The sequence below is a fragment of the Bradyrhizobium sp. UFLA05-112 genome (assembly GCF_053572325.1).
Genome location: NZ_JBANBK010000003.1, coordinates 155,855 through 179,628, shown reverse-complemented (window position 1 = coordinate 179,628; position 23,774 = coordinate 155,855). Strand labels below are relative to the sequence as shown.

The following is a 23,774-nucleotide window of genomic DNA, read 5'->3' as shown; positions in this document are numbered from 1 at the left end:
CTAGTCCCCGACGGCGTGCGTGACCCATGGCTCCGTCACGCGCACATGCTTGATCGCCCGCCGATGGAAGGTGAAGGCCATGTGAAGCGCGCCGTCGGCGGTCTGCTTGATCGACGGATATGACAGCTCGCGGTTGGTCTGGTCGCGCGAATTATTGGTCATGCAGTAACCGTCGCCAGTCTCGACGTCGCGCTTGGTCCAGCTCCGTCCGCCATCGGCCGAGACGGCGAGCGTCATCGGCGCTCTCGGTGCGCCCCAGAACGCGGTGCGTCCGTGTGTCTTGCCGTCGCCGGCGATCACGGGCGGCAGCTCGTCCTCGATCTCGTCGTAGAGCGACAGACGGCGCTCGGTCGCGGCATTGGCGCTGGAGTCGTTGAAGACGAGCGCGAGATGTCCGTCGGCAAGCCGCGTGAACTGTATCGAGGAGTTATTGTTCGGAAGGATGGTCGCAACCGGCGCCGACCAGGTGCGGCCGTGATCGGTGGATCGGCTCTGATAGATGTTGTCCGCCCAGCGGCTTCGAAACAGTGCGAGCAGCGAGCCATCGTCAAGACGCTCGATGCACATATGCACGCAGCCGCGGCTTCCTGGCACGTCCACGTCGCGCCAGGTCGCGCCTGCGTCGGAGGAAATCTTCACCGCGCTTGTGTCCTCGTCGCCGTTCCATTTCCGTCCCGGCGTGCTGTGGCAATAGAAGACGGGCAAAAGCCAGTCGCCATTGTCGAGCACCACGATCGGCTGGCGGATGAAGGTGCCGCGACCGCGCTGCTCCGGGAACAGCGTTTCGATCGGGCCCCAGGTCCGGCCGTGGTCGCGCGATAGGCGCCTGCGAACGAAGGCCGTGTCCTGGTTTCCCGCAAGCTGCGCCGTCCACATCAGCCAGAGCGCGCCATCCGGGGCAGGGAACAGCACCGGGTTCTGCTCGGAACGCTTGGAATCGTCGGACAGCTTTTCGGCCGGCGACCATTGCGTCGCGCCGCGGGCAAGACGCGAGAAATAGACCGATATGTCCGACATGCCTTCCTGCGTGCCGCCGAACCAGACGCAGCCAAGGTCGCCATTGGCAAGCGGCATCAGATTGGCCGCGTGGTTCTGCACGCAGGGCGACGGAATGAAGGCGTCGAACCGGTCGGGTTCGCCGGCCGCCTGTCGCACGACGCCGTCGGCGATCTCGATGTCCGCGATCATGCTGAAGTCCTTTCCACAAAAGTACTGGTTTGCGTGGTCGCCGGCGCGGCGCGCTCAGTGGGCGGGCGGCCGAGCACGAGGCGCTCGATCGCCATCACGACCAGGGGCGTCGCCGCTGCGATGTACATGTTGTCGATGCCGAAGGGATTGCCAAGCAGATACCACACCGTCGTCGAGACGGCGGCCCCGATCAGTCCCGTGGTCGCACCGCGGTTGCTGGCAAACAGCGGCAGATAGAAGCCCATCATGGCGACGATGGTGATCGACAGCCTGAGCGCGCGCGTGAAGAACGACAGCTTGAGGATCTCGGGAACGAAGAACACGAACACCAGCGGCACGATGCCGATCACGACCGAGAATACGCGCGTCATCTTCAACTCGCGCTCCGGCGTCGGCTTCCAGTAGGGGACATAGAAGTCGCGCACCACGAGCGAGGCGATCGCGAGCGCGACCGTGCAGACGCTGACGAATATCGAGGCGACCAGCGAAGTCGTCACGAAGGCGGAGGCCAGAGGCGGCATCTTCTCCAGGAATACCGGCAGCGCGTAGAGGCTGTTCATGTCGGGGTAGAGGAATTTTGCCGCAACGCCGATCAGGGCGAGCAGGAAGCCGAGAGGGAGACAGAACGCGGCCGCGTAGAGGGTCGCCTTGCGGGCGTCGTCGGCGCTCGGCGTCGAGGAGATCGCCTGCACGATGAACTGTGTCGAGAAGATCGCGCCGACCGTGCCGAAGGTCCAGGCGAAGATGGTCGTGAAGCCGATCTTGCCGTCCCAGCTGAAATAATAAGCCGGCAGTTTCGCCTGGATCGGCGCGATCCCGCCGGTCAACGACATTGCGACCGCGAAGATGATGAGGATGCCGACGACCTTGATGGCGCTGTGGAGGATCGTGACCCAGGCCACGCCCTTCAGGCCGCCGAACACGTAATAGAACGTAGAGACCACGGCGATGATGCACATCGCAACGGGCAGGCTGATATGCAGCGAGGTGGCGATGGCGGCTGCGCCGCTGACATAGTTGCCGACGTTCACGAGCAGCAGAGCGTAGATCATGATCACCGAGACCGTGAGCATGGTCGACTTGCCGAATTTCTGCGCGATCGCGGCCGAGATCGTGTATTCGCCGGAATTGTAGAGTTTCTTGACCATCAAGAACCCGAACAGAAGGAAGCCGATCGAGGCGCCGAGCACGGCCCATCCGGCGGCCATGCCGGACTGAAACGCTTCCTGCGCCGTGCCGACGGTCGACTTGGCGCCGACGAATTCGGACATCATGAGCACGCCGACGACAACGGCCGGCATGGCGCGCGCGCCGGTCATGAACTGATCGCTCGTCCTGCTGCGCAGCTTGATCGTGAGCCACGACGTGAAGGCGATGTAGGCGGCGATCATCGTGACGATGAGCGTGCTCTCTCCATTGAGGATGGCTTGCATCAGTGGTGTTTCCTCTGGTGACGCGGACGCGGTGTTGTGAAGCCCGCTATGTCCGGTTTCGTTCCGACTCTGTTTGATCGGAATGCGAACAAATGTTGTTAATGCCTATTAGACCTGCCCGAGCGCCCTCCGTCAAGCGTACGCGTTGACGCGGCGGTCGATGCGCCACGTCTGGCGTTCATTGCCGCAGGGGGTTCAATAGGTTCCCGGTTGGAAGAGGGATCAGCCGCTCATCTGGACTGCGTTGGTCAGGAGTTTGGCGACGCGTAGCACTTCCGGCAGCGCTGATTTCTCGAACGTCTTGATATCGATGCGGTTGGCGTCGACGGTGAGACTGATGCCGGCCACGATGGATTTGTCGGGGCCGAAGACGGGTGCGGCGAGGGTGCGCAGGCCATAGGCGTTCTCGCCGTCCGAGACGGCATAACCCTGCTTGCGCACCTGATCGAGCCGCGTGAGCAGCGCCTTCAGATCCGTCAGCGTGCGCTCCGACAATTTGATCCGCTCGGTGGCCTCGAGCCGCGCGATCTGCTCGTTTTTCGGCAGACCCGCCAGCATGACGTGGCCGAGTGCCGCGGCATAGGCCTTGATCCGGCTGCCGGGCCTGCGGTCGATCTTGTGGCGGTCGAGACCGGCGCTGACGCGCGCGAGATAGACGACGTCGCTGCCGTCGAGAACACCCAGCGAGGCGGCGTCACCGAGCGCCGGGACCAGTTCGCGGAGCAGCGGTTCGGCCTGGCCGCGCAGGTTGCCGGCGGAGAGCGCGGTGTATCCGAGATCGAGGCACTTCAGGCTGAGGCGATAATGGCGCGACGCCTCGTTGGCGTGGAGATAGCCGAGTTTGACCAGCGTCTGCACCAGGCGAAACGCCGTGCCGCGGTCCATCTCGGCGCGCTCGGCAATCTCTGTGATCGTCAATTCGAACTCTTCGGCCGAAAAGCTCTTCAACACTGCGAAGGCCTTGGCCACCGAGTTCACAAAGTTCTTGGGATTGTCGGCTGGCGATGCGGTCTTGGCCAATGTTCGTTCCTTCATCTGGCGGCGCGTCGTCCACGAGAGAGTTGGAACCACTCGCGAATCCGCGCTTTACTTCGGCCCGTTGGCAAGCAGGGGAGCCCTCCCGGATAAAAAGGCATGGGCTGCTCGCTTGACGGCCGCGACTGCGAAGTCTAATCACATCCTCAAGGATTGACAACAATTGTTCGGATTCCGATCAATCGATCGGCCGGATGCCAACGGAGGAGCTCTCGTCGTGGACGTTCAGCCCAAAGGCGTGTTTTGCGCGGCGTTGACGCCGCTGGATGCCGATCTTGCGCCGGATCATGCCGTCTTCGTCAAGCATTGTCGCCATCTTCTGAGCGAAGGTTGTGACGGCATCGCATTGCTGGGCACGACCGGCGAAGCCAACTCGTTTTCCGCGAGCGAACGCAAGGCGCTGATCGAGAGCGTCGTCCGCGCCGGCATCGCGCCGTCAAAGCTCCTGCCGGGAACCGGCGTGCCGGCGTTGACCGAGACGGTCGAGCTGACGCGGCATGCCCTCTCGCTCGGTGCCACCACCGTCGTGATGCTGCCGCCATTCTACTACAAGGACGTCACGGACGAGGGACTGTATGCCTCCTACAGCGAGGTCATTCAGCGTGTCGCTGATGTCAGGCTCAAGGTCGTGCTCTATCACATCCCCCAGATGTCACATCAGCCGATCCCGCATGCGGTGGTCGCGCGGTTGCGCGCGGCCTATCCGGACGTCATCGTCGGCATCAAGGATTCTTCCGGTGACTTCGCCAACATGACGGCGATGATCGAGAAATTCCCCGACTTCGCCGTGCTCGCAGGCGCCGATCCGCTGCTGCTGCCGCTGCTGAAGAAGGGCGGCGCGGGCTGCATCACCGCAACCTCGAACCTGGTGGGGCGCGAGCTCGCTTACGTGTTCCGTCACTACAAGGATGATGACGCCGCGCTCGAAGCGGCGCAGAACCGCATCGTCAAGGCGCGCGAGCGTGTGTCCGTGTTCCCGCAGATCGCTTCGCTGAAGACGCTGCTGGCGCAGGAAACCGGCCATGCCGGCTGGCGCCGGATGCGGCCGCCGCTGCTGCCGCTGTCGCAGGAGAACGCCGACAAGCTGCTGGCCACAGGGCTCGTCAAGGAGCAGGCGTGAAGCCGACGCTCCGCCTTCTCGCCGACGATCTGACCGGTGCGCTGGACACGGCCGCCGAGTTCGTCGGTATGTGCGGACCACTTCAGGTGACATGGGCGGAGGCACTGCCCTCGCAGCTTCCTGCATGTCTCGCGGTCGATACCGGAACGCGGGAGCGTGACAAGGCCGAGAGCGCGCAGATCGTCGAGCGCCTCGCGCCGCTGCTACGCAATGGGGCGATCGCCTACAAGAAGGTCGACAGCCTGTTGCGCGGCGCCTGGGCTGCCGAGCTCGGGGCGTGCCTGCGATCGGCGCCGTGGAAGGCCTGCATCGTGGCTCCGGCGTTCGCCTATCAGGGACGCCGCACCTTTGGCGGCCAGCAATATGCGCGCGCGCACGACGGGAGCTGGTCGCGGGTCGGCGACAACCTGCTGGCGCAGCTCGCAGCCGAAGGCCTCGACGCGCAGACGGGACGGTTCGACGCCGATCTGCCTGCCGGCATCAGCGTCTTCGACGCTGAGAGCGAGGATGATCTCGATCGCATCGTCGCGATCGGACGCCGCGCGTCGCAGCCGGTCCTGTGGTGCGGCAGCGGCGGTCTCGCCGGCGCGCTCGCACGCGGCAGCGATGCGTCCGCGCCGTCGGTACTGCGCAAGCCGGTCCTCGGGCTGTTCGGATCGGATCAACCTGCGACGGCCGCACAGCTGGCAGCCTGCGGTGATGCCGTCATTGCGCTTGCGGAAACTGGTGAAGACAACGCCGGACCGGTTCGCCGCAAGCTCGGTACGGAAGGCGTCGCGCTGGTGAAGTTCGCTCTCGCGCCCGGTCTGTCCCGCGATGAGGCGGCGCGCCGCATCGCGCGCGGACTCGGGGCGGTGACCACGGCGCTCGAGCCGCCGGGCACGCTGATCGTTGCGGGCGGCGAGACCTTGCGGGCATTGTGCCTTGCGCTGGACGCAAACGCGTTAGAGGTGACTGGGCGCATCATGCCGGGCCTGCCGTGCTCGATCATTCGCGGCGGCCGCTGGGACGGCGTTGCGGTGATCTCGAAATCAGGCGCCTTCGGCGCGCCGAACTTGTGGCACACGCTGTTGCAGGACAATCAGTTGATCAACGAGAGACACGACATATGACCCATCCGCATCTCGCCATCACCATGGGCGATCCCGCCGGGATCGGTCCGGAGATCATCATCAAGGCCTGCGAGAAGCTGCGATCGCGGATCGAAGCAGGTGATCTCCGGCTGTTGATCATCGGCAGCGGCGCAGCATTGAAGAATGCGGCCGCGCAACTGGCCGCGAAACTCGATATCCCCGAGGTGCACACGTCCGACAAGGACTGGCCGAATCTGTGCTTTCTCCAGGCCGATGACGAAGGCGAGCCGATCAAGCCCGGCGTTCTGACGGCCGACGGCGGCCGCTTCGCGTTCAAGGCGGTAGAGCAGGGCGTGCGCCTGACACAGGCCGGGCGGATCGGCGGGATCGTCACCGCGCCCTTGAACAAGGAAGCGCTCAACAAGGCGGGCTACCACTATCCCGGCCATACCGAGATGCTGGCCGAGCTTACCGGCGTCAAGGGATCGGTGATGATGCTCGCCCATGGCAACATGCGGGTCAGCCATGTCTCGACCCATGTCGCGCTTCAGGACGTGCCGAAGCGGCTGACGCCGGAACGCCTGCGCTATGTCATCGATCTCACCGACAAGGCGCTGCGCGGCCTTGGCCTGGACAAGCCGAAGATCGCCGTGGCCGCGCTCAATCCGCACGCCGGCGAGGGCGGATTGTTCGGCCGCCAGGACATTGACGTGTCGGAGCCGACGATCGCGAAGGCTGTCGCCGATGGGCTGAACATCGTCGGCCCGGTGCCGGGCGATACCGTGTTCGTGAAACTGCGCGCCGGCCAGTACGACGCCGTGATCGCGATGTATCACGACCAGGGACACATCCCGGTCAAGCTGCTCGGCTTCGAGGTTGATCCTGCCACCGGCCGCTGGCAGGAGCTGTCCGGCGTCAACATCACGCTCGGCCTGCCGATCATCCGCACCTCCGTCGACCACGGCACCGCCTTCGACATCGCCGGCAAGGGCATCGCCAATGAGCGCAGCCTGATCGAGGCGATCGAATATGCCGAACGTCTTGCCGCCAGCGCGACGCGCGCCTGAGTCCGGGAAAGAGAACCATGACCAACCTTTCTGCGTCGATCGAAATCATTCGCCCTGAAGTGATCGAGTTTGGATCCGGCACTATCGCCGCGGTGGCGCGGTTCGCACGCGGGAAGGGCGTGCGGCGTCCGCTCGTCGTCGCCGATGCCTTCAACGCGGCGCGCGTCGACCTGCTCGCGCTGCCGGGCGAGGTGACCGTATTCGGCGAGGTCAAGCCGGAGCCGGACGTTCCCAATCTGGAGAAGGCGCTCGGCGTGGCCCACGCGGCGCGGCCGGATCTCGTGGTCGGCTTCGGCGGCGGCAGCGCGATGGATCTCGCCAAGCTCGTCGCCGTGCTCAGCACCGGCGAGCAGAAGCTTGCCGATGTCGTCGGTCCGGACAAGGTGGCGGGTCGCGCCGTCGCGCTGATCCAGGTGCCGACCACGTCAGGCACCGGCAGCGAGGGCGGCATCCGCGCACTCGTCACGGATCCCGCGACCCGCAACAAGCTCGCCGTGCAGAGCCGCTTCATGCTGGCCGATCTCGCGGTCGTCGATCCCGACCTCACCATGACTGTTCCCCCGCAGGTAACGGCCGCGACGGGCGTCGATGCGCTCGCGCACTGCACTGAAGCCTTCACCAGCCGCAAGGCACATCCGGCCATTGATCTCTATGCGCTCGAAGGCATCCGCCTCGTCGGCCGCTATCTCGCGCGCGCGGTCAAGGATGGTGCGGATCGCGAGGCGCGCGCCGCGCTGTCATTGGCATCGCTCTATGGCGGCTTCTGCCTTGGGCCAGTCAACACCACCGCGGGCCACGCGGTGGCCTATCCGCTCGGCACCCGCCATCACATCGCCCATGGCCTCGCCTGCGCGGTGATCTTCCCGCATACGCTGGCGTTCAACATGCCGGCGGTGGAAGCAAAGACGGAGGGCGTGCTGGAGGGGCTCGGTGCGCCCGCGACCAGGAACCCTGCGGCTGCGTTCGAGGCGGCCTACAAGTTCTGCGCGGATCTCGGCATCGAGATGAAGTTGTCCGCGCTCGGCGTGCCCGCGGATGACCTTGGCGCGATGGTCGACGAGGCCCACGCAATTCGCCGTCTTCTCGACAACAATCCGCGCGATCTCGGCCGCGATGCGATCCTCAAGATGTACCAGGCGGCATTCTGACTGTTTCGTGGGAAGACGAGTCCGTTGCTTGAAACTTTGCTGCCTCGCACAACACTAAGTCCAACGTCTAGCCAGCGGGCGCCTTGACAGGCGAAACGCTCCTCGCACATTCTTACACTAAGTAAGAATGACGACAGGGACGGAAATGTCGGAGCAGCCGCGAAGTCGGCGGCAGACGCGTGCGGCCATTCTTGGGCACCTGCTCAAGTCGGGCGGCATGTTTCGGCCTCCTCTGGCCAAGGCGGTGCGCCTGTCCGAGGCGAGCCTGTCGCGCATCTTGTTTGACCTGAAGGCCGAAGGCTTGATCGAAGAAGTGAGGCGACCTGCGCCTTACTTCGGTGGCCCGACCGGCCTGGTGTCGCTCGACAGGTCCGTGGCGCTGGCGGCTTTCGAGCTGACCACACAGCGGCTGAGCGTCGGCGTCGGCACGCTTTCGGGCGAGCTCAGCTACGTCGAGCGTCTGCCATTGCCGAAGGCGCTGACCGCCGACACCGTCGGCGGGGTCTTTCGCGACGCACTGCACCTGCTTCGGAACTGGACGCGGCGGCGAGGAGACGGCCTCGCGCAGATCGGCGTTTCGGTTCCGGGGCTCGGCCGGTTGAGTGAGTTGCACAATCCGATCATTCCCTGTGACGTCGCCATGGTTCGCGACATGTTCAGCGAGACGTTCGCGGACGCAACTGTCGAGTTCACGAACTCGGTCGTGGCGCATGCGATGTTTCATCGCTGCCGCACCGAAGATTATCCGCTTACAGGCGCCCATCTGTTCGTGTTCGTCGGCCAGGGTGTCGCAGGCGCGTGGGTGGACGACGCGATCGAGGCAAATGCCTCGCGGCCGGTTGAGCTCGGCCACATGGTGTTCGGCGAAGGCGGTCCGCGCTGTCGTTGCGGCCATCATGGATGTGTCGAGGCCTATACCTCGCTGCCTGCGCTGGCCGAGCTTCTTGGTGTCAGCGAATCCGACTTGCTGCAACTCGGCGACCTCTGGATGAATGCAATCCCGTTTCCCGCGCGCGTGCGCCAGGAGTTGCGCCGCCGGCTGTTCCGGCTCGGCCTTGCGATCGGCAATACGCTGAACGTGAAGCCCAGTCCTGGCGTCGTCATCAGTGGCTGGCCGTCCCTTCTTAGCGAGGACGATCGCAAGGCCGTGATCGACGGGATCGATACCAGCCTGCTCGGCGGCCGCAAGCTCGCCGAGGTGTCACTCGCTTTCGTGCCGCCTTCGAACGGAAGCGATCCGAATGCCGCGCTCGCCTTTGCCGCCTGTTGTCTCGCGTGCCGCGGCGGCATGCCGGCCGCATCGACGGAGGCTGCCTGAAATGTCTTGAGCCACGGCTCACTCGTGCCAAAAAAAGTTCGCACCCGGGAGGAACTTGCTATGCCGATTACAACAACAAGGCGTCGTCTGCTCGCTGGATCCGCTGCCGCGCTGGCCCTGCCGGCGTTTGCTCGTGCGCAAGGCGCGGTCAAGCCGCGCCTGACAGCGATCTCGCAATGGTCCGCCGGTAGCGATGGGGCGGCCATCACGGCGCTCGGCAAGAAATTCGAGGAGAAAGGCGGGGTCTGGCAGCACTCGCCTGTTCCCGGGTTCACCACCGAGATGATGAATAAGCTCCGCACCCAGATCATCGCCGGCGATCCGCCGGCCTGTTCGCAGCTCAAGGGCCCCGAGATCGCGGCCTGGTCGAAGATCGCCCCGACAGTCGATCTCGATGCCATCGTCGCTGCTGCTGGCTACGAAAAGGTTGTCGCACCAGATCTTGCAAAATTGCACAAGCCGGCGGGCAAGTGGATCGCACTGCCGTTGCAGATCTACAGCACCAACATGCTGTTTCTCTCCAAACGTGCGTTGGACAAAGCCAAGGCCGACAAGGCCCCCGTCACCTGGGCCGAGTTCAACGATCTCGCCGAGAAGATGAAGGCGGGCGGTGTCACATATCCCATCGCCAACGGCGGCACACGCCCCGACGATGGGCAGAAATTCGAGGCCTCTTTCGCCGGCATCAGTCCGACTTCATACCGCGCAGCCATCATGAATCTCGACAAGAAGGCCCTGGAGGGGCCCGACATAAAGGCTGCGTTCGCGCAGACGCGCAAGATCGCCGACTGGATGGATCCCAATGTCGGCGCCCAACCGTTTGCCACCAACCTGAAGCGTTTCGTCGACGGCGACATGGGCATGATGATCCAGGGCGGGTGGGCGCAGGGCGTGTTGCGCAACGCCGGTTTCAAGTTCGAGGACTTCATCATCGTGCCGGGCCCCAGCGACAACAGCAAGCCGGTGTTCCTGTTGAATGCCGATGCCTTCATATTCTGGCAACGCAAGGAGGCCGATCTGCAGGCCGGTCAGACGCTGATGGCCCAGCTCGTCATGGATCCGGCGATCCAGACCATGTATTCGCAGATCACAGGATCGATCCCCGTGCGCACCGATGTCGACCTCTCCGGTGCCGGCTGGTCCGACGGTCAACGGCGAACCGCTGCAGCTCTGAAAGATGCTGTCGCCAACAATCAGGCCGTCCTGAGCCTCGCGCACAACATGGCGCAGGAAAACGGGCTGACCGCAGCGATGATCGACGTGATCACAGAGTACGTGAAGAACAAGACGATTACGCCGGAACAGGCGGTCACCCGCCTCGCCGACGCCGTCGAGAGCTCACGTTGACCGACGCCGTCTCGACAGCAGCGCGACCGGGCCGGCCGGCGACCTCTGAAATGGTGCGCCGGCTGCCCGAATATCTGATGATCTGGGTGCCGCTGCTCTTGTCTGCAGCGCACCTCATTTCGTTTTCGATCTGGACGATCTGGATTTCGTTCACGCCATCCACGCTTGTTCCGGTCTCGGGGTGGGTGGGCTTGCGCAACTACACGGCGGTCTTGGCGTCACGGAACTGGCAGATCGCCTTCGACAATCTGCTGCTGTTTGGCAGCGCGTTCGTGCTGCTAAGTCTGGTGACCGGGCTCATACTCGCGATCCTGCTCGACCAGCGCATTCGCGGCGAGAACGTGCTGCGATCTATCTTCCTGTATCCCCTCGCGGTGTCGTTCGTCGTCACCGGCACGGTCTGGAGCTGGCTGCTCAATCCCGGCATCGGAATCGAGAAGCTCGTCCATGACCTCGGCTGGACATCCTTCCGGTTCGACTGGCTGGTCGACCGCGACATGGCCATCTGGACGATTGTCATCGCGGCGATCTGGCAATCCTCGGGATTCGCCATGGCACTCTTTCTTGCCGGCCTTCGGTCGGTCGACGCCGACATCATCAAGGCTGCGCAGATCGACGGTGCCGGTCCGTTCCGAACCTACCGGCGCGTCATTTTGCCGACGCTGTGGCCGATCACCATCACCGTCATCGTGGTCCAGCTGCAGTTCGCGATTTCGGCTTTTGACCTCGTCCGCGCGCTCACCAACGGCGGGCCCGGGATCGCGACCCAGCTGCCGGCCCTTGTGGTCTACGACCTCATGTTCCAGCGCAGCCAACTCGGCCGGGGTGCGGCGGCGGCGGTGCTGATGCTGCTGATTCTCCTTGCGGTGCTGCTGCCGTATGCCGCATGGCGCTATTACCAGCGACGGCGGGTGATCCATGCGTGATCACGCCTTCGCGCCGAACCGGATCCTGATCTATCTGCTTGTTTCATTGATCGCGGCAGCCTGGCTCGCGCCACTGGTTGTTGTCGTGCTGAACTCGCTCCGAACGAACGAGGAGATCGCGCAGGCCTCGATGATCGGTTGGCCAAAACACTGGGCCTGGAGCAACTACGCTGCTGCCTGGAGCGGTTTCTGCGTCGCCGAGACCTGCGCCGGCATCCGGCCGTACATGCTGAACTCCGCGCTCGTCACGATTCCTGCGACGATCTTCTCCACCATACTCGGTGCGATTGCCGGTTACGCCGTATCGCTCTGGCGTTTTCGCGGCGATAGCTGGATCTACGGCATCGTGACCCTTGGTCTCTTCCTTCCGCAGCAGATGCGCTTGCTTCCCTGGACTATCGTGCTGCGGGACATCGGGCTCATCAACACGTTGACGGGCCTCGTGCTGATTCATACGATCCAGGGGCTCTCCTTCACCACGCTGTTCTGCCGGAACTACTATGTCGCCATCCCACATGAGCTGATCAGGGCCGCGCGTATCGATGGCGCCGGGTTCTTTCGTATTTTCTGGCGCATCATTCTGCCGCTGTCGTCGCCCATCCTGATCGTCACCGTGATCTGGCAGTTCACGCACATCTGGAACGAGTTCCTCTATGGCGTGACATTCACGACCGGCCAACAGCAGCCAGTTACGGCCGCTCTCATCGCGCTATCCGCCGCTATCGCGGATATCCCGAAGCATGGCGTGCAGAGCGCTGCCGTGATCATCGCAGCGCTGCCCACCTTGTTGATCTATCTCCTCGGCGGTCGGTACTTCGTGCGCGGCCTTACCGCCGGAGCAGTGAAATGATGGGGTTGTCATGGCAGCATTGAGCATTCGCTCCCTGTCGAAGCGTTACGCCAATCTCGAGGTGCTGAAGGGGATCGATCTCGACATCGAGAGCGGTGAGTTCACGGTGCTGGTCGGGCCCTCCGGCTGCGGCAAGTCCACGCTGCTCAACATCGTCGCCGGGCTCGATCGCGCCAACGACGGAACAATCGAGATCGGTGGACGAGTCGTCAATGATGTCCCGCCGAAGGATCGCGACATCGCCATGGTGTTCCAGTCCTACGCGCTCTATCCGTCGATGACGGTGAGGCAGAATATCACGTTCGGCATGGAATGCCGTCATGTGCCGAAGGCGGAGCAGGAGAAGGCGCTATCGAATGTCGCGCGCCTCTTGCAGATCGAGCCGCTGCTCGGACGCAAGCCGGCGCAATTGTCCGGCGGCCAGCGCCAGCGCGTGGCGATGGGCCGCGCGCTGGTGCGCGATCCCCTGCTGTTCCTGTTCGACGAGCCGCTCTCCAATCTCGATGCCAAGCTGCGCGTCGAAATGCGGATGGAGATCAAGCGGCTGCATCAGCGCATCGGCGCCACCATCGTCTACGTCACCCACGACCAGATCGAGGCGATGACGATGGCGACGCGGATCGCCGTCATGCATCAGGGCGAGGTGCAGCAGTTCGCCGATCCCGACACCGTGTACCGCTATCCGGCCAATTTGTTCGTGGCGCGCTTCATGGGCTCGCCGCCGATGAATACCATGAGGGCGCGGCTGGAAACCGAAGATGGCGGGCCGGTGGTCGTCATCGGCGCGGGTCGGCCGGACGAGGCCCGCCTGCGCCTGCAAGGATATGACGCAGCAGCCTCCTTCGTCGGCCGCGAGATCGTGGTCGGGATCCGGCCGGAATGCATCGCCGAGGGAAGCCGCAGTTTCTCCAACGGCGCCGGCGCGCCCGTCGTCGTCAATGCGCCTGTCGAGATGGTCGAGCCGACTGGTGCGGAGACCATCGTATTGCTACGGCTTGGCGGCGAGTCCGCATTGGCGCGGATTGCGCCCGACATCCGGCCGGTGCCGGGCGAGCGCGCCGCCTTCGCGCTCGACACGCGCCGCATCTGCCTGTTCGACCCCGAGACGGAGCGGCTGATCGCATGACTGAGACGAGTTATCCGGGCCTTGCGGGCCAGGTGGTGTTGATTACCGGCGGCGCCAGCGGTATCGGCGCGGCCTTCGTGCGCGCGTTCGCGGCCCAACAGGCCCGCGTCGCCTTCCTCGACATCGACACCGATGCCGGTGAGACCTTGGTGCGGGAGGTGACGGACGCAGGCGGCTCAGCGCCCCTCTTCGTGCCGTGCGACTTGCTCGACATCGGGGCCCTGCGCGAGGCGATGGCAGAGGTCCACGGCACGCTTGGCGATGCCGCGGTGCTGGTCAACAACGCCGCCAACGACCAGCGCCAGGTAGTGTCCGAGGTGACGCCGGCAGAATTTGACTGGACAATCGGCGTCAACTTCAAACACGTCTTCTTCGCCGCGCAGGGGATCGTGCCGCAGATGCAGGCACGCGGTGGCGGTTCGATCATCAACATGTCATCGGTGGCATGGATACGCGGCGCGCCGGCGCTGCCGGTTTACGCCGCGGCCAAAGCGGCGATCGTCGGCTTCACCAACGCGCTCGCCCGGCTGGTGGGCCCCGACCGCATCCGCGTCAATGCGATCGCGCCGGGTATGGTGATCACGGAACGTCAGCGTCGGCTCTGGTATCCCGACGAGCAAAAGATCGCCGAACTTCGCACGCGGCAGGCCATTCCGGACGCGGTAACGCCGGAGGATATCGCGCGGATGGCGCTGTTTCTGGCGTCCGATGACAGCAAACGCATCACGCGTCAGTGCTTCCAGGTCGACGGCGGCCTCGGCTAGGTCGTTCAGCGCAGGAATTGCCGGAAGCGGCGAAGAGACACGAAGAACAGGATCCCGCCGATCGTCAGCAAGGCCGCAAATTGCGGCCAGACGACCGTCAGTCCCGCGCCACGGAACAGGACAGCCTGCGCGAGGATGACGAAATGGGTGTTCGGTGCGGCGAGCATGATGTCCTGAATGATCTGGGGCATGCTCTCGCGCGGCGTCGTCGCGCCCGACAGCATCTGAAGCGGCATCAGCACCAGCATCAGCAGCAGACCGAATTGCGGCATGGTGCCGGCAGAGGTGGCGAGGAAGATGCCCATGCAGGTGGTGGCGAAGAGGTAGAGCGCCGTACCGAACAGGAACAGCGGGACCGAGCCGCCGATCCGAACCGCGAGCAATCCCTGAACGATGAAGATGATCGCGACGCTGGCGGCGACGAGAACGACGAGCCCCATCGACCAGATCTTGCTCGCCATCACCTCGAACGGCGTCACCGGCATCACCAGGAGATGCTCTATGGTGCCATGCTCGCGCTCGCGGATCAGCGCCGCGCCGGTCAGGATGATCGAGAGCATCGTGACCGAGGAGATGACGTTGTTGATCGCGCCGAACCAGCCCTTGTTGAGCTCTGGATTGAAACGCGCGCGCAGCGCCAGATCAATCGGCAGCGGTGCGGCCGAACGGTAGCGGGACAGGAACTCGCTGACCTCGTCGCTGACGATGGATTGGATGTAGCCGCTTCCCGTGAAAGCCTGCGACATGCGCGTCGCATCGACATTGAGCTGGATGGCGGGCGATCGCTGCGCCAGCAGGTCACGCTGGAAGTTGGGCGGAATGTTGAGCGCGAAGGTGTCGAGCCCGGCGTCCATGCGGGACATCATCTCCGATTGTGGGATCAGCCGCGGGACCGTGAAATAGGGCGGCCTGAATGCGGTGATGATGCGCGTGGCGGCGGGCGACCTGTCCTCGTCGACGATGGCCAGCGCCGCCTGGTTCAGCGTCTCCGGCTGCGCCCTGGACGAGGTATAGATCGAGACCGTGAAGGCATAGACGATCAGCCCCAGCATCATCGGATCGCGCAACAGGCCGCGCAGTTCCTTGACGCCGAGCTGGATGATATTGCCTGCGCGCATGGTTAGTTCGCCTGTTTCTTCAGGAGCAGCACGCCGAGCCCGAGCAGCACGGGGATGGTGATGACGAGCGCCAGGAACGGTCCCGAAAGATCGCTGAAGTCGAGCCCCTTGGAGAAGGTGCCGCGCGTGATGGTGACGAAATGGGCCGTCGGGTAGATCCGTCCGATGATCGCGCCCGCACCCTGGAGCGATGATACCGGATCGACCAGACCCGAATATTGCGTGGCCGGAATCATGGTGAGCAGCGCGGTCGCGAAGATCGCAGCAATCTGGCTCGTCATGAACGAGGAGATCACGAGCCCCATCGCGGTCGTGATGACGACGTAGAGGAGGGCGGCTGCCGTGAAGGCAACGAAGCTGCCCCTGAAGGGAACGCCGAATGCGAACACGGCGAAAGCGGTCAGGAGGAAGAAGTTCAGCATGGCGAGCGCGACATAGGGCAGCTGCTTGCCGAGCAGGAACTCGATCCGGGTCACCGGCGTGACGTAGAAGTTGATGATCGATCCCAGCTCCTTCTCCCTCACGACGCTCAGCGTCGCCAGGATCGCCGGGATGATCAGGAGCAGGATCGGGATCACGGCGGGCGCCATCGCGACGATGCTTCTGATGTCGGGGTTGTAGAGGAAACGTACCTCGAGCTGGTAGTCACCGGTGGTCGCGGCATTGCCCAGGAGTTGCCGGGCCCGTTGCGCGAGCCACGTCGCGTGCATCGCCTGCACATAACTCCGCACTGTCTCCGCGCGCGATGGCATCGCGCCGTCGACCCAGGCGCCGATCTGGACGTCGCTGCCGCGCGCCACATCGCGACCGAAGCCAGGCGGAATTTCGATGGCCAGGCTCAACTCGCCGTTGCGCATGCGGCGGTCGAGATCGTCATAGTCGGTGATCGGTGCGAGCTCCGTGAAATAGCGGGACCCCGCGATCTGAAGGACGTAGTCGCGGCTGATCGTGGTATCGTCGCGGTCCATGACGGCGAAGGAGAGGTTCTCGACGTCCATGTTGATGCCATAACCCATCACGAACATCAGGATCAGGCTGCCGAGGATCGCCAGCGTCGCTCGGATCGGGTCGCGCCTGAGCTCGAGTGCCTCCCGCTGCGTGTAGGCAAACATGCGTCGCGGATCGAAGAAGCTCAGGGCATTGTGCATGGCGCCGTGCGCCCTGGTGACCACGGGTTCGGTCGCGACATGCGGCGTGGTGCGCGTCTCGCTTGCGTCCGTTGCGGCGATCGCGTCCTTCAGATAGGCGACGAAGGCTTCCTCCAGGTTGCCGCCGCCGCGCCGCTCCGCGATCCCTGCCGGCGTGTCGCTGATCATCACCTCGCCGGCATGCATCAGCGAGATGCGGTCGCAGCGCTCGGCCTCGTTCATGAAATGGGTGGACACGAAGATCGTGACGTTGTCGCGCCGCGACAGGTCGGACAGGATCTGCCAGAAGCCATCGCGCGCGACCGGATCGACACCTGACGTCGGCTCGTCCAGGATCAGGACGTCGGGTGCGTGGATCATGGCGACCGCCAGCGACAGGCGCTGGCGCACACCGAGCGGCAGCGCATCGGGCAGCGCGTCGATGACGTCGGTGAGGTCGAAGTCTTCGACCATCTGGCGGACGCGGTCTTCGATGGTCTCTGGCGCGAGGCGGAACAGGCGTGCGTGCAGTTCCAGGTTCTGGCGGATCGTCAGCTCGGAATAGAGCGAAAAGGCCTGCGACATGTAGCCGACGCGCCGCCGGACATCCATGTCGTTGGGATCGACCTCATGCCCGAACAGCCTGGCTTCGCCTTCGCTCGCCGGCAGCAGCCCGGTCAACACCTTCATCGTCGTGGTCTTGCCGCAGCCGTTCGAGCCGAGGAAGCCGAAGATCTCGCCGCGAGCGATGCGGAAGCTCACATGATCGACGGCCGTGAAATCGCCGAACCGAACGGTCAGTTGCTCGGCCTCGATCGCGATGTCGCCGTCATGGTCGCCCGCGCGCGGCGGGATCACCACCTCTTTGTAACCCCGTCGCTGCGCCTCGGGGAGCAGGGCGATGAAGGCGGCGTCGAGATTGTCGGCGCCGGTCTGCTGCAGCAGTGCAGCCGGCGTGCCGGTGGCCAGTACCCGGCCGTCGTTCATTGCAACGAGCCAGTCGAAGCGCGCGGCTTCCTCCATATAGGCGGTCGCGACGATGACGCTCATGCCGGGACGATCCTTCCGGATCGTCTCGATCAACTCCCAGAACTGCCGGCGCGAGAGCGGGTCGACGCCAGTGGTCGGCTCGTCGAGGATCAGCAGGTCGGGATCGTGGATCAGCGCGCAGCAGAGGCCGAGCTTCTGCTTCATGCCGCCGGACAGCTTACCGGCGGGTCGGTCGGCAAAGGCAGCAAGGTCAGTGTCCTTGAGGAGCTGCTGTATGCGTTCCTCCCGCTCGCGCCGGTCGTGTCCGAACAGGCGGCCGAAGAAATCGACATTCTCGAAGACGGACAGAGTCGGGTAGAGATTCTTGCCCAGGCCCTGCGGCATATAGGCGATCTGCGGGCAGGTCCGTCGGCGATGCGCAGCGTCGGCCATGTCGCCGCCGAGCACGTGGACGCCGCCTCCCTGGATCGCGCGAGCCCCGGCGATCAGCGAAAGCAGGCTGGATTTTCCGACCCCGTCAGGTCCGATCAATCCAACCATGCGGCCTGCGGGAATGTCGAGCGTGATGCCGTCAAGTGCGCGAGTCCTGTCATAGGACAGCGCGACCGCCTCCAGGCGTATGACCGGCACCGCTGACTGATCGCCATTCGACGCGTCGCTCATTTGACCAGATGTTCCGTCAGTTGCGCCGGCCACGCGGCGTTCTGGTCGAGCCGGACGAAGGCCCGGCCGGGCAGGCCGGTCTTGACCTGCTCGATGTTTCTCCGCAGCAGGTCGGGGGAGATATGCGCGCGGACGCGGAACATCAGCTTCTGGCGCTCCTCCTCGGTCTCGACCGTCTTCGGCGTGAACTGGGCAACGCTGGCGACGAACGTCGCCTTGGCGGGAATCACCCATTGCGGCGCGGCGTCGAGCACGAGGCGGACCTCCGAGCCGATCGCGACGCGGCCTGCCTGCGCGGTCGGCAGAAAGAAGGTCATGTAGACGTCGCCGAGGTCGACGAGGTTGAGCACGCGTCCGCCGGCGGAGAGCACTTCGCCGGGCTGAGCCACGCGGAACTGGACGCGTCCATCGCGCGGCGCGCGCAGCGTCGAGTCGTTGAGGTCGGCCTTGATGCTCTCGATGGCCGCCTTCGCCGCCTCTACGGCAGCCTCGGCATCGACGACTTGTGCTTCAGCGGCACTGATCGCAGCTTCCGAGCCGGCGAGCTGGGCCTCCGATGCGGCCACGGCTGCGCGCGCGCCGTTGGCAGCCGCCCGGTCGTCGTCGAGCACCTGCTGCGACACGGCATTGGTCCTGATCAATTGCTCCGAGCGTTGCAGCTTTCGATCGGCCGCATCGAACTCCGCGCTGCGCTGGCTGATCACGGCGGTCGCCGTCTTCTTCTCGGCCTCGCGCTGGGTCACGAAACTCTTGGCCGTGTCGATTCCGATCGTGGCGCGGCGCAGTTGCGCCTGCGCCTGACGGTATAGCGCCTCGAGTTGCACGGTATCCATTTGCGCCAGCGCCTGTCCGGCAGAGACCAAATCGCCCTCTCTCACCAGGATGTCCTTGATCCGGCCCGGCGTCTTGGTCGCAATGTCGATTTCGACGGCCTCGATGCGGCCGTTGCCGCTGGCAAAGCCGAGCGGAAGGCTGTCACTGCCCAGCCTCTGCCAGGCGAGGTAGCCGCCCACGCCTAAGGCCACGACAAGGAGGGCGATCAGCCAGCGTTTTCGATTGCGCGTCATGGTCTAGACCGTTTCATCGACAGGCGGTGTCAGGTGGGGGTTTGAACCGGGTTTCGCCTTCGCCCGCTCGCGCAGGCGCTGGAACGTCACGTAGAGCATCGGCACCATGAAGATCCCGATCGAGCTGGCGGCGAGCATGCCGGCGAAAACGGCCGTGCCGACGGCACGGCGGCTGAGCTCGGCGGCACCGGTTGCGATGACGAGCGGCAGGAGACCGAGGATGAACGCAACCGACGTCATCATGACCGCGCGGAAGCGCATATGTGCCCCCTGGATCGCCGCATCGTGGAGCGCCACGCCCGCCTCGCGCCGCTCCTTTGCGAACTCCACGATCAGGATGCCGTTCTTGGCAGCGAGCGCGATCAAGACCACGAGGCCGATCTGGCCATAGAGATCGAGATTGAGGCCGGCGACCTTGATCCCGACATAGGAGCCGAGCACACCGACGACGACCGAGAGCAGCACCGGGATCGGGATCACGGTGCTTTCGTAGAGCGCGACCAGGAACAGATAGGCGAACAATACCGCGAGCATCAGCACGATGCCGGTCTGGCCGGCGGCTTGCTGCTCCTGATAGGCGGTGCCGGTCCATTCGAAGCTGTAGCCCGTCGGCAGCACGGTGTTCGAGATCTCCGCCATGGTTGCAATCGCGGTGCCGGACGAGATGCCTGGCGCCGGGCTGCCGTTCACCGTCACCGAGCGATAGTTGTTGTAGCGGGTGATCACCTGCGGTCCGGTCACGATCTTGATGCCGGCTAGCGAGCGTATCGGCACCATCTGGCCAGTGTCGTTGCGCAAGTAGATCCGCCAGATGTCGGAGATATCGGCGCGATCGAACGCCTCGCCCTGGACGTTGACCTGCCAGGTGCGGCCGTACAGGTTGAAGTTGTTGACGTAGATACCGCCGAGCGTCGCCTGCAAGGCGGTGAAGATGTCGCTGACGGTAACGCCGAGCGCCTGCGCCTTGCGGCGGTCGATGTCGAGAAAGATCGAAGGATTGGTCGCCGTGAACGTCGAGAAGACGCGCGCCAGCCTTGGATCGGCGTTGGCGGCGCTGATCAATGCGCTGGTGACGCTGGAGATGGCCGCAGGGCTCTGTCCTTCCAGCGCCTCGAGCTGGTATTCGAACCCGCCGGAGGTGGAGAGGCCGATGATCGGCGGCATGTTGAAGGGCAGCACGTTTGCCTGCGGGATCTGCGCACCGGCTGCGAAGGTTTGCGCGATTAACGCCTGTGCAGAATCGGCCGCAGCCTTGCGATCGGCAAAAGGCTTGAGTCGGGTCACGACCAGCGCGCTGTTCGGCTCGGATGCCCCGTCGAGCAGTGAGAAGCCGATGACGGCGAGCACGTGATCGACTGCCGGCATTTTCTTCAGGATGTCTTCGATCTTTTGGGTGACCTCGCTGGTGCGTGCGACCGACGCGCCGTCGGGGAGTTGCACCGATGTGAAGAAGGCGCCCTGGTCTTCCTCGGGGAGGAAGCCCGTCGGCGTGATCAGCGACATGCCGAAGATCGCACTCGCGAACACGACAGCCAGCAGGAGGGAGAGGGTCGCCATGCGCAACAGCCGGCGAACGCCGCTGCTGTAGCACTCGCGCAGCCAGTCGATGCCGCCAAGCACGCGCCCGATGATGCCGCCCCTAGGTCCGGTGTGGCGCAGGAACAGCGCGCAGAGCGCCGGCGACAGTGTCAGCGCGTTCAATGCCGAGATGATCATCGCTGCGCTGATCGTGACCGCGAACTGGCGAAACAGCGTGCCGGAAATGCCCGGAATGAACGCGATTGGTACGAACACGGAGAGCAGCACCAGCGTGATCGCGATGATCGGTGCAGTGATCTGCGTCATGGCCTTCTTGCTGGCCTCGACCGGGGACAGATCCGGCTCCTCCTCCATGACGCGTTCCACGTTCTCGACCACCACGATCGCGTCGTCCACCACGATGCCGATGGCGAGCACCATTGCGAGCAGCGACACCGTATTGGCCGAATAGCCGACCACCAGCAGCACGGCGAAAGTGCCGATCAGGCTCACGGGAACTGCCACGGCCGGGATCACGGTGGCGCGGAGATTGCCAAGGAAGAGGTACACCACGATCACGACCAGGACGAAGGCCTCGGCAAGCGTCCGCAGGACTTCGGTGATCGTATCCCACACGAAGCCCGTGGAATCGTATTGCACGAGGTAGCTGAGCCCGGTCGGGAAACGCTTGGACAGGCGTTGCATCGTGGCCGCGACTGCCTTCGCGGTCGTCACGGCGTTGGCGCCCGGTGCAAGATAGATCGCGATCGGCACGGCAGAGCGTCCATCGATCCGCGCTTCGCTGTCGAGGTTTTGCGCGCCCATCTCGACCCGCGCAACGTCCTTCACCAACAGCGAGGAGCCGTCCGGATTCGCGCGCAGCACGATGTTGGCGAATTGATCGGTGGTGGCGAGCCGGCCAAGGGTTTGCACATTGAACTGGAATTGCTGGTCATCGCTGATCGGCCGCGCACCGATGCGGCCGACCGGCGCCTGAACGCTTTGCGTACGGATCGCGGCAATGACGTCCGACGGAGTCAGATTGAGGCTGGTCAGCCGCTGCGTATCGAACCAGATCCGCATCGAGTAGTTCATCTTGGCGAACAGATTGGTCTGGCCGACGCCCGGCGTGCTGGCGAGGGCATCAAGCACGTTGATGATGGCGTAGTTGGTGATGAAGAGTGGATCCTGCTGTCCGTCGGCGCTGTAGAGCACCAGGAATTGCAGGATGGCCGAGGACCGCTTGCGTACCGTCACGCCCTGCTGCTGGACCTCCGTCGGCAATTGCGACAGCGCGCTCTGGACGCGGTTGTTGACGTTGACGGTGTTAATGTCTGGATTGGTGCCGAGCGCGAACGAGACCGTCAGCGTGTAGGTGCCGTCATTGGCGCTGGTCGATTTCATGTAGAGCGCGCGGTCGACGCCGATGACTTGCGCCTCCAGTGGCTGGGCGACGCTACCTTCGACCACCTCCGCCGATGCCCCGGGGAAGGTGGCGGAGACCGAAACCTGCGGCGGCACGATGTCCGGAAACTGCGCCACCGGGATCTGCGTCAGCGCGAGCGCGCCGGCGATGGTGATGATGAACGCGATCACCATCGCCAGTCGGGGACGATCGATGAAGATCGCGGACATCATGGCTTGGTGCCCACCGCTTTGCCGGAAGTGCCGGTGTCGCCCGTAGCGGCGTTCATGTTCGACAGGATCAGCGGGCTTGCCGGACCGGGTGCGACGACTTGGCCGGGACGGGCCCGCTGCAGGCCCTCGACAATGACCCTGTCACCGGCGGTGAGCCCGCTGATCACGGCGGCAATGGTCGGCGTCGATTGTCCGAGCTTGATGCGGTGTTGCTCGGCCTTGTTGTCCGCACCGACGGTGAGAACATAATCACCCTGCTGGTCCGAGAGCACGGCAGAGCGGGGGATTGCCAGCACCTCGACCGGCTCGACGCCTTCGAGCACGACGGTGACGAATTCGCCGTCGGTGAGTTCATGAACGGTCACGCCCGCGGCCGAAGGTGCCCGCAGGATGGGGTTGGCGATCTCGCCGCGCACGGTGACCGTGTCGGTGTTTTGCGCGATGGTGTTGTCGACGAAATTCAGCTTGCCGGATTGGCCATACATGCGGCCGTCGGGGAGTCGCAACCTGATCACCACGGCTTCCAGGCCGCCTTTCGGACCATAGCGCTCGCGCAATTCCAGCCCCTGGCGAAGCGGCACGGGGAAGGTGACGTACATCGGGTCCTGGCTGACGATGGTGGTCAGCACGCCTGAACTCGGACTGACGACGTTGCCTTCGGTGACCGAGGTGCGTCCGATCTTGCCGTCGATCGCTGCGCTGATCACGGTGTAGTCGAGATTGATCCGGGACGCCTCGACCTGTGCCTGCGCGGCCTGAACCTGCGCTTCCAGGCTGCGCTGGTTCGCGATCGCCGCGTCATAGGTCGATTGCTGTCCGGCCGGTCCGCCGAGCAGCGTGCGTGCGCGCTCGGTGGTCAGTTTGGCATTCTCGAGCGTCGCTTGGAGCTGTGCTACCTGTGCCTGCTTTGCCTCGAGGTCGGCTTCGAAGGGGCCGCGTTCGAGATGATAGAGCTGATCCCCAGTCTTGATTTCAGCGCCTTCGACGAACAGCCGCTTTTCCAGAAACGCGGTGACGCGTGCGACGACGTTGACGCGATTGATCGCCTCGATCCGCCCGATGAATTCGTTGCTCTCGGTGATCGGCCGCTCGGCCGCTTCCACGACACCGACCGCAGCAGGGCCAGTGGGAGCAGCCTGGGTCCAGGCTGTCCCGCCGGTGAAGATCGTCACAAGGCTTGCCGCCAGCAGTCTGACCGAGGCTTGCGCAAGGTCCATCATCTGCTCCTTGCTCCGGCCTGGAAAATCAGTAGCTCAGG

18 protein-coding genes are annotated in these 23,774 nt (G+C 64.4%); 10 read left to right on the top strand and 8 right to left on the bottom strand.

Annotated features, from left to right (window positions below; all coding sequences use genetic code 11):
• The 3 genes from SO180_RS03300 to SO180_RS03290 all read right to left on the bottom strand — a co-directional run bounded on the left by SO180_RS03300 (position 1) and on the right by SO180_RS03290 (position 3,641).
• Entirely contained in the window at positions 1-1,188 is a 1,188-nt protein-coding gene (locus SO180_RS03300) for a sialidase family protein (RefSeq protein WP_449377382.1), read from the bottom strand.
• On the bottom strand, positions 1,185-2,621 hold the full coding sequence (locus SO180_RS03295) for a sodium:solute symporter family protein (protein ID WP_449377381.1): 1,437 nt from the start codon (positions 2,619-2,621) through the stop codon (positions 1,185-1,187). The genes SO180_RS03300 and SO180_RS03295 overlap by 4 nt, the downstream gene beginning before the upstream one ends.
• A 222-nt stretch (positions 2,622-2,843) precedes the next feature.
• Entirely contained in the window at positions 2,844-3,641 is a 798-nt protein-coding gene (locus SO180_RS03290; protein WP_449377380.1) for an IclR family transcriptional regulator, read from the bottom strand.
• A 232-nt stretch (positions 3,642-3,873) separates the two neighbouring features.
• Between SO180_RS03290 and SO180_RS03285 the strand changes: the two genes are divergently transcribed.
• The 10 genes from SO180_RS03285 (at position 3,874) to SO180_RS03240 (ending at position 14,395) form a co-directional block, all read left to right on the top strand.
• Positions 3,874-4,776, top strand: a complete 903-nt coding sequence (locus SO180_RS03285; protein ID WP_449377379.1) for a dihydrodipicolinate synthase family protein — start codon at positions 3,874-3,876, stop codon at positions 4,774-4,776.
• A complete protein-coding gene (locus SO180_RS03280; RefSeq protein ID WP_449377378.1) occupies positions 4,773-5,888 on the top strand; it encodes a four-carbon acid sugar kinase family protein in 1,116 nt (371 codons plus the stop codon). The genes SO180_RS03285 and SO180_RS03280 overlap by 4 nt, the downstream gene beginning before the upstream one ends.
• Complete coding sequence (pdxA, locus tag SO180_RS03275; protein WP_449377377.1) at positions 5,885-6,916, top strand: 4-hydroxythreonine-4-phosphate dehydrogenase PdxA; 1,032 nt, start codon at positions 5,885-5,887, stop codon at positions 6,914-6,916. The genes SO180_RS03280 and pdxA overlap by 4 nt, the downstream gene beginning before the upstream one ends.
• 17 nt (positions 6,917-6,933) lie before the next feature.
• Positions 6,934-8,064 carry an iron-containing alcohol dehydrogenase gene (locus SO180_RS03270; protein ID WP_449377376.1) on the top strand — a complete coding sequence of 377 codons (1,131 nt, stop codon included), beginning with the start codon at positions 6,934-6,936 and terminating at the stop codon, positions 8,062-8,064.
• 145 nt (positions 8,065-8,209) lie between these two features.
• The gene (locus SO180_RS03265) at positions 8,210-9,382 is read left to right on the top strand and encodes an ROK family transcriptional regulator (RefSeq protein ID WP_449377375.1); all 1,173 of its coding nucleotides are present in this window, start codon (positions 8,210-8,212) and stop codon (positions 9,380-9,382) included.
• 60 nt (positions 9,383-9,442) lie between these two features.
• Positions 9,443-10,729: an ABC transporter substrate-binding protein gene (locus SO180_RS03260; protein WP_449377374.1), complete on the top strand. Its 1,287-nt coding sequence runs from the start codon at positions 9,443-9,445 to the stop codon at positions 10,727-10,729.
• The gene (locus SO180_RS03255; RefSeq protein WP_449377373.1) at positions 10,726-11,655 is read left to right on the top strand and encodes a carbohydrate ABC transporter permease; all 930 of its coding nucleotides are present in this window, start codon (positions 10,726-10,728) and stop codon (positions 11,653-11,655) included. Before SO180_RS03260 ends, SO180_RS03255 begins: the two co-directional genes overlap by 4 nt.
• A complete protein-coding gene (locus SO180_RS03250; RefSeq protein ID WP_449377372.1) occupies positions 11,648-12,505 on the top strand; it encodes a carbohydrate ABC transporter permease in 858 nt (285 codons plus the stop codon). The genes SO180_RS03255 and SO180_RS03250 overlap by 8 nt, the downstream gene beginning before the upstream one ends.
• Positions 12,506-12,515: 10 nt before the next feature.
• On the top strand, positions 12,516-13,631 hold the full coding sequence (locus SO180_RS03245) for an ABC transporter ATP-binding protein (protein ID WP_449377371.1): 1,116 nt from the start codon (positions 12,516-12,518) through the stop codon (positions 13,629-13,631).
• Entirely contained in the window at positions 13,628-14,395 is a 768-nt protein-coding gene (locus SO180_RS03240) for an SDR family NAD(P)-dependent oxidoreductase (protein ID WP_449377370.1), read from the top strand. Before SO180_RS03245 ends, SO180_RS03240 begins: the two co-directional genes overlap by 4 nt.
• A 5-nt stretch (positions 14,396-14,400) precedes the next feature.
• Here SO180_RS03240 and SO180_RS03235 read toward each other — a convergent pair whose 3' ends face one another.
• Genes SO180_RS03235 through SO180_RS03215 form a run of 5 tightly spaced genes read right to left on the bottom strand, consistent with a single transcriptional unit; the run spans position 14,401 to position 23,733 of the window.
• Positions 14,401-15,513, bottom strand: coding sequence for an ABC transporter permease (locus SO180_RS03235; protein ID WP_449377369.1), 1,113 nt, complete (start codon positions 15,511-15,513; stop codon positions 14,401-14,403).
• Between the two features lie 2 nt (positions 15,514-15,515).
• Positions 15,516-18,293 carry a ribosome-associated ATPase/putative transporter RbbA gene (rbbA, locus tag SO180_RS03230; protein ID WP_449377368.1) on the bottom strand — a complete coding sequence of 926 codons (2,778 nt, stop codon included), beginning with the start codon at positions 18,291-18,293 and terminating at the stop codon, positions 15,516-15,518.
• Positions 18,290-19,360, bottom strand: a complete 1,071-nt coding sequence (locus SO180_RS03225; RefSeq protein ID WP_449377367.1) for an HlyD family secretion protein — start codon at positions 19,358-19,360, stop codon at positions 18,290-18,292. The genes rbbA and SO180_RS03225 overlap by 4 nt, the downstream gene beginning before the upstream one ends.
• 3 nt (positions 19,361-19,363) lie before the next feature.
• Positions 19,364-22,516 (bottom strand): efflux RND transporter permease subunit, encoded by a 3,153-nt coding sequence (locus SO180_RS03220; protein WP_449377366.1) that lies wholly within the window; start codon positions 22,514-22,516, stop codon positions 19,364-19,366.
• The gene (locus SO180_RS03215; protein WP_449377365.1) at positions 22,513-23,733 is read right to left on the bottom strand and encodes an efflux RND transporter periplasmic adaptor subunit; all 1,221 of its coding nucleotides are present in this window, start codon (positions 23,731-23,733) and stop codon (positions 22,513-22,515) included. Before SO180_RS03215 ends, SO180_RS03220 begins: the two co-directional genes overlap by 4 nt.
• Between the last annotated feature and the right edge of the window lie 41 nt (positions 23,734-23,774).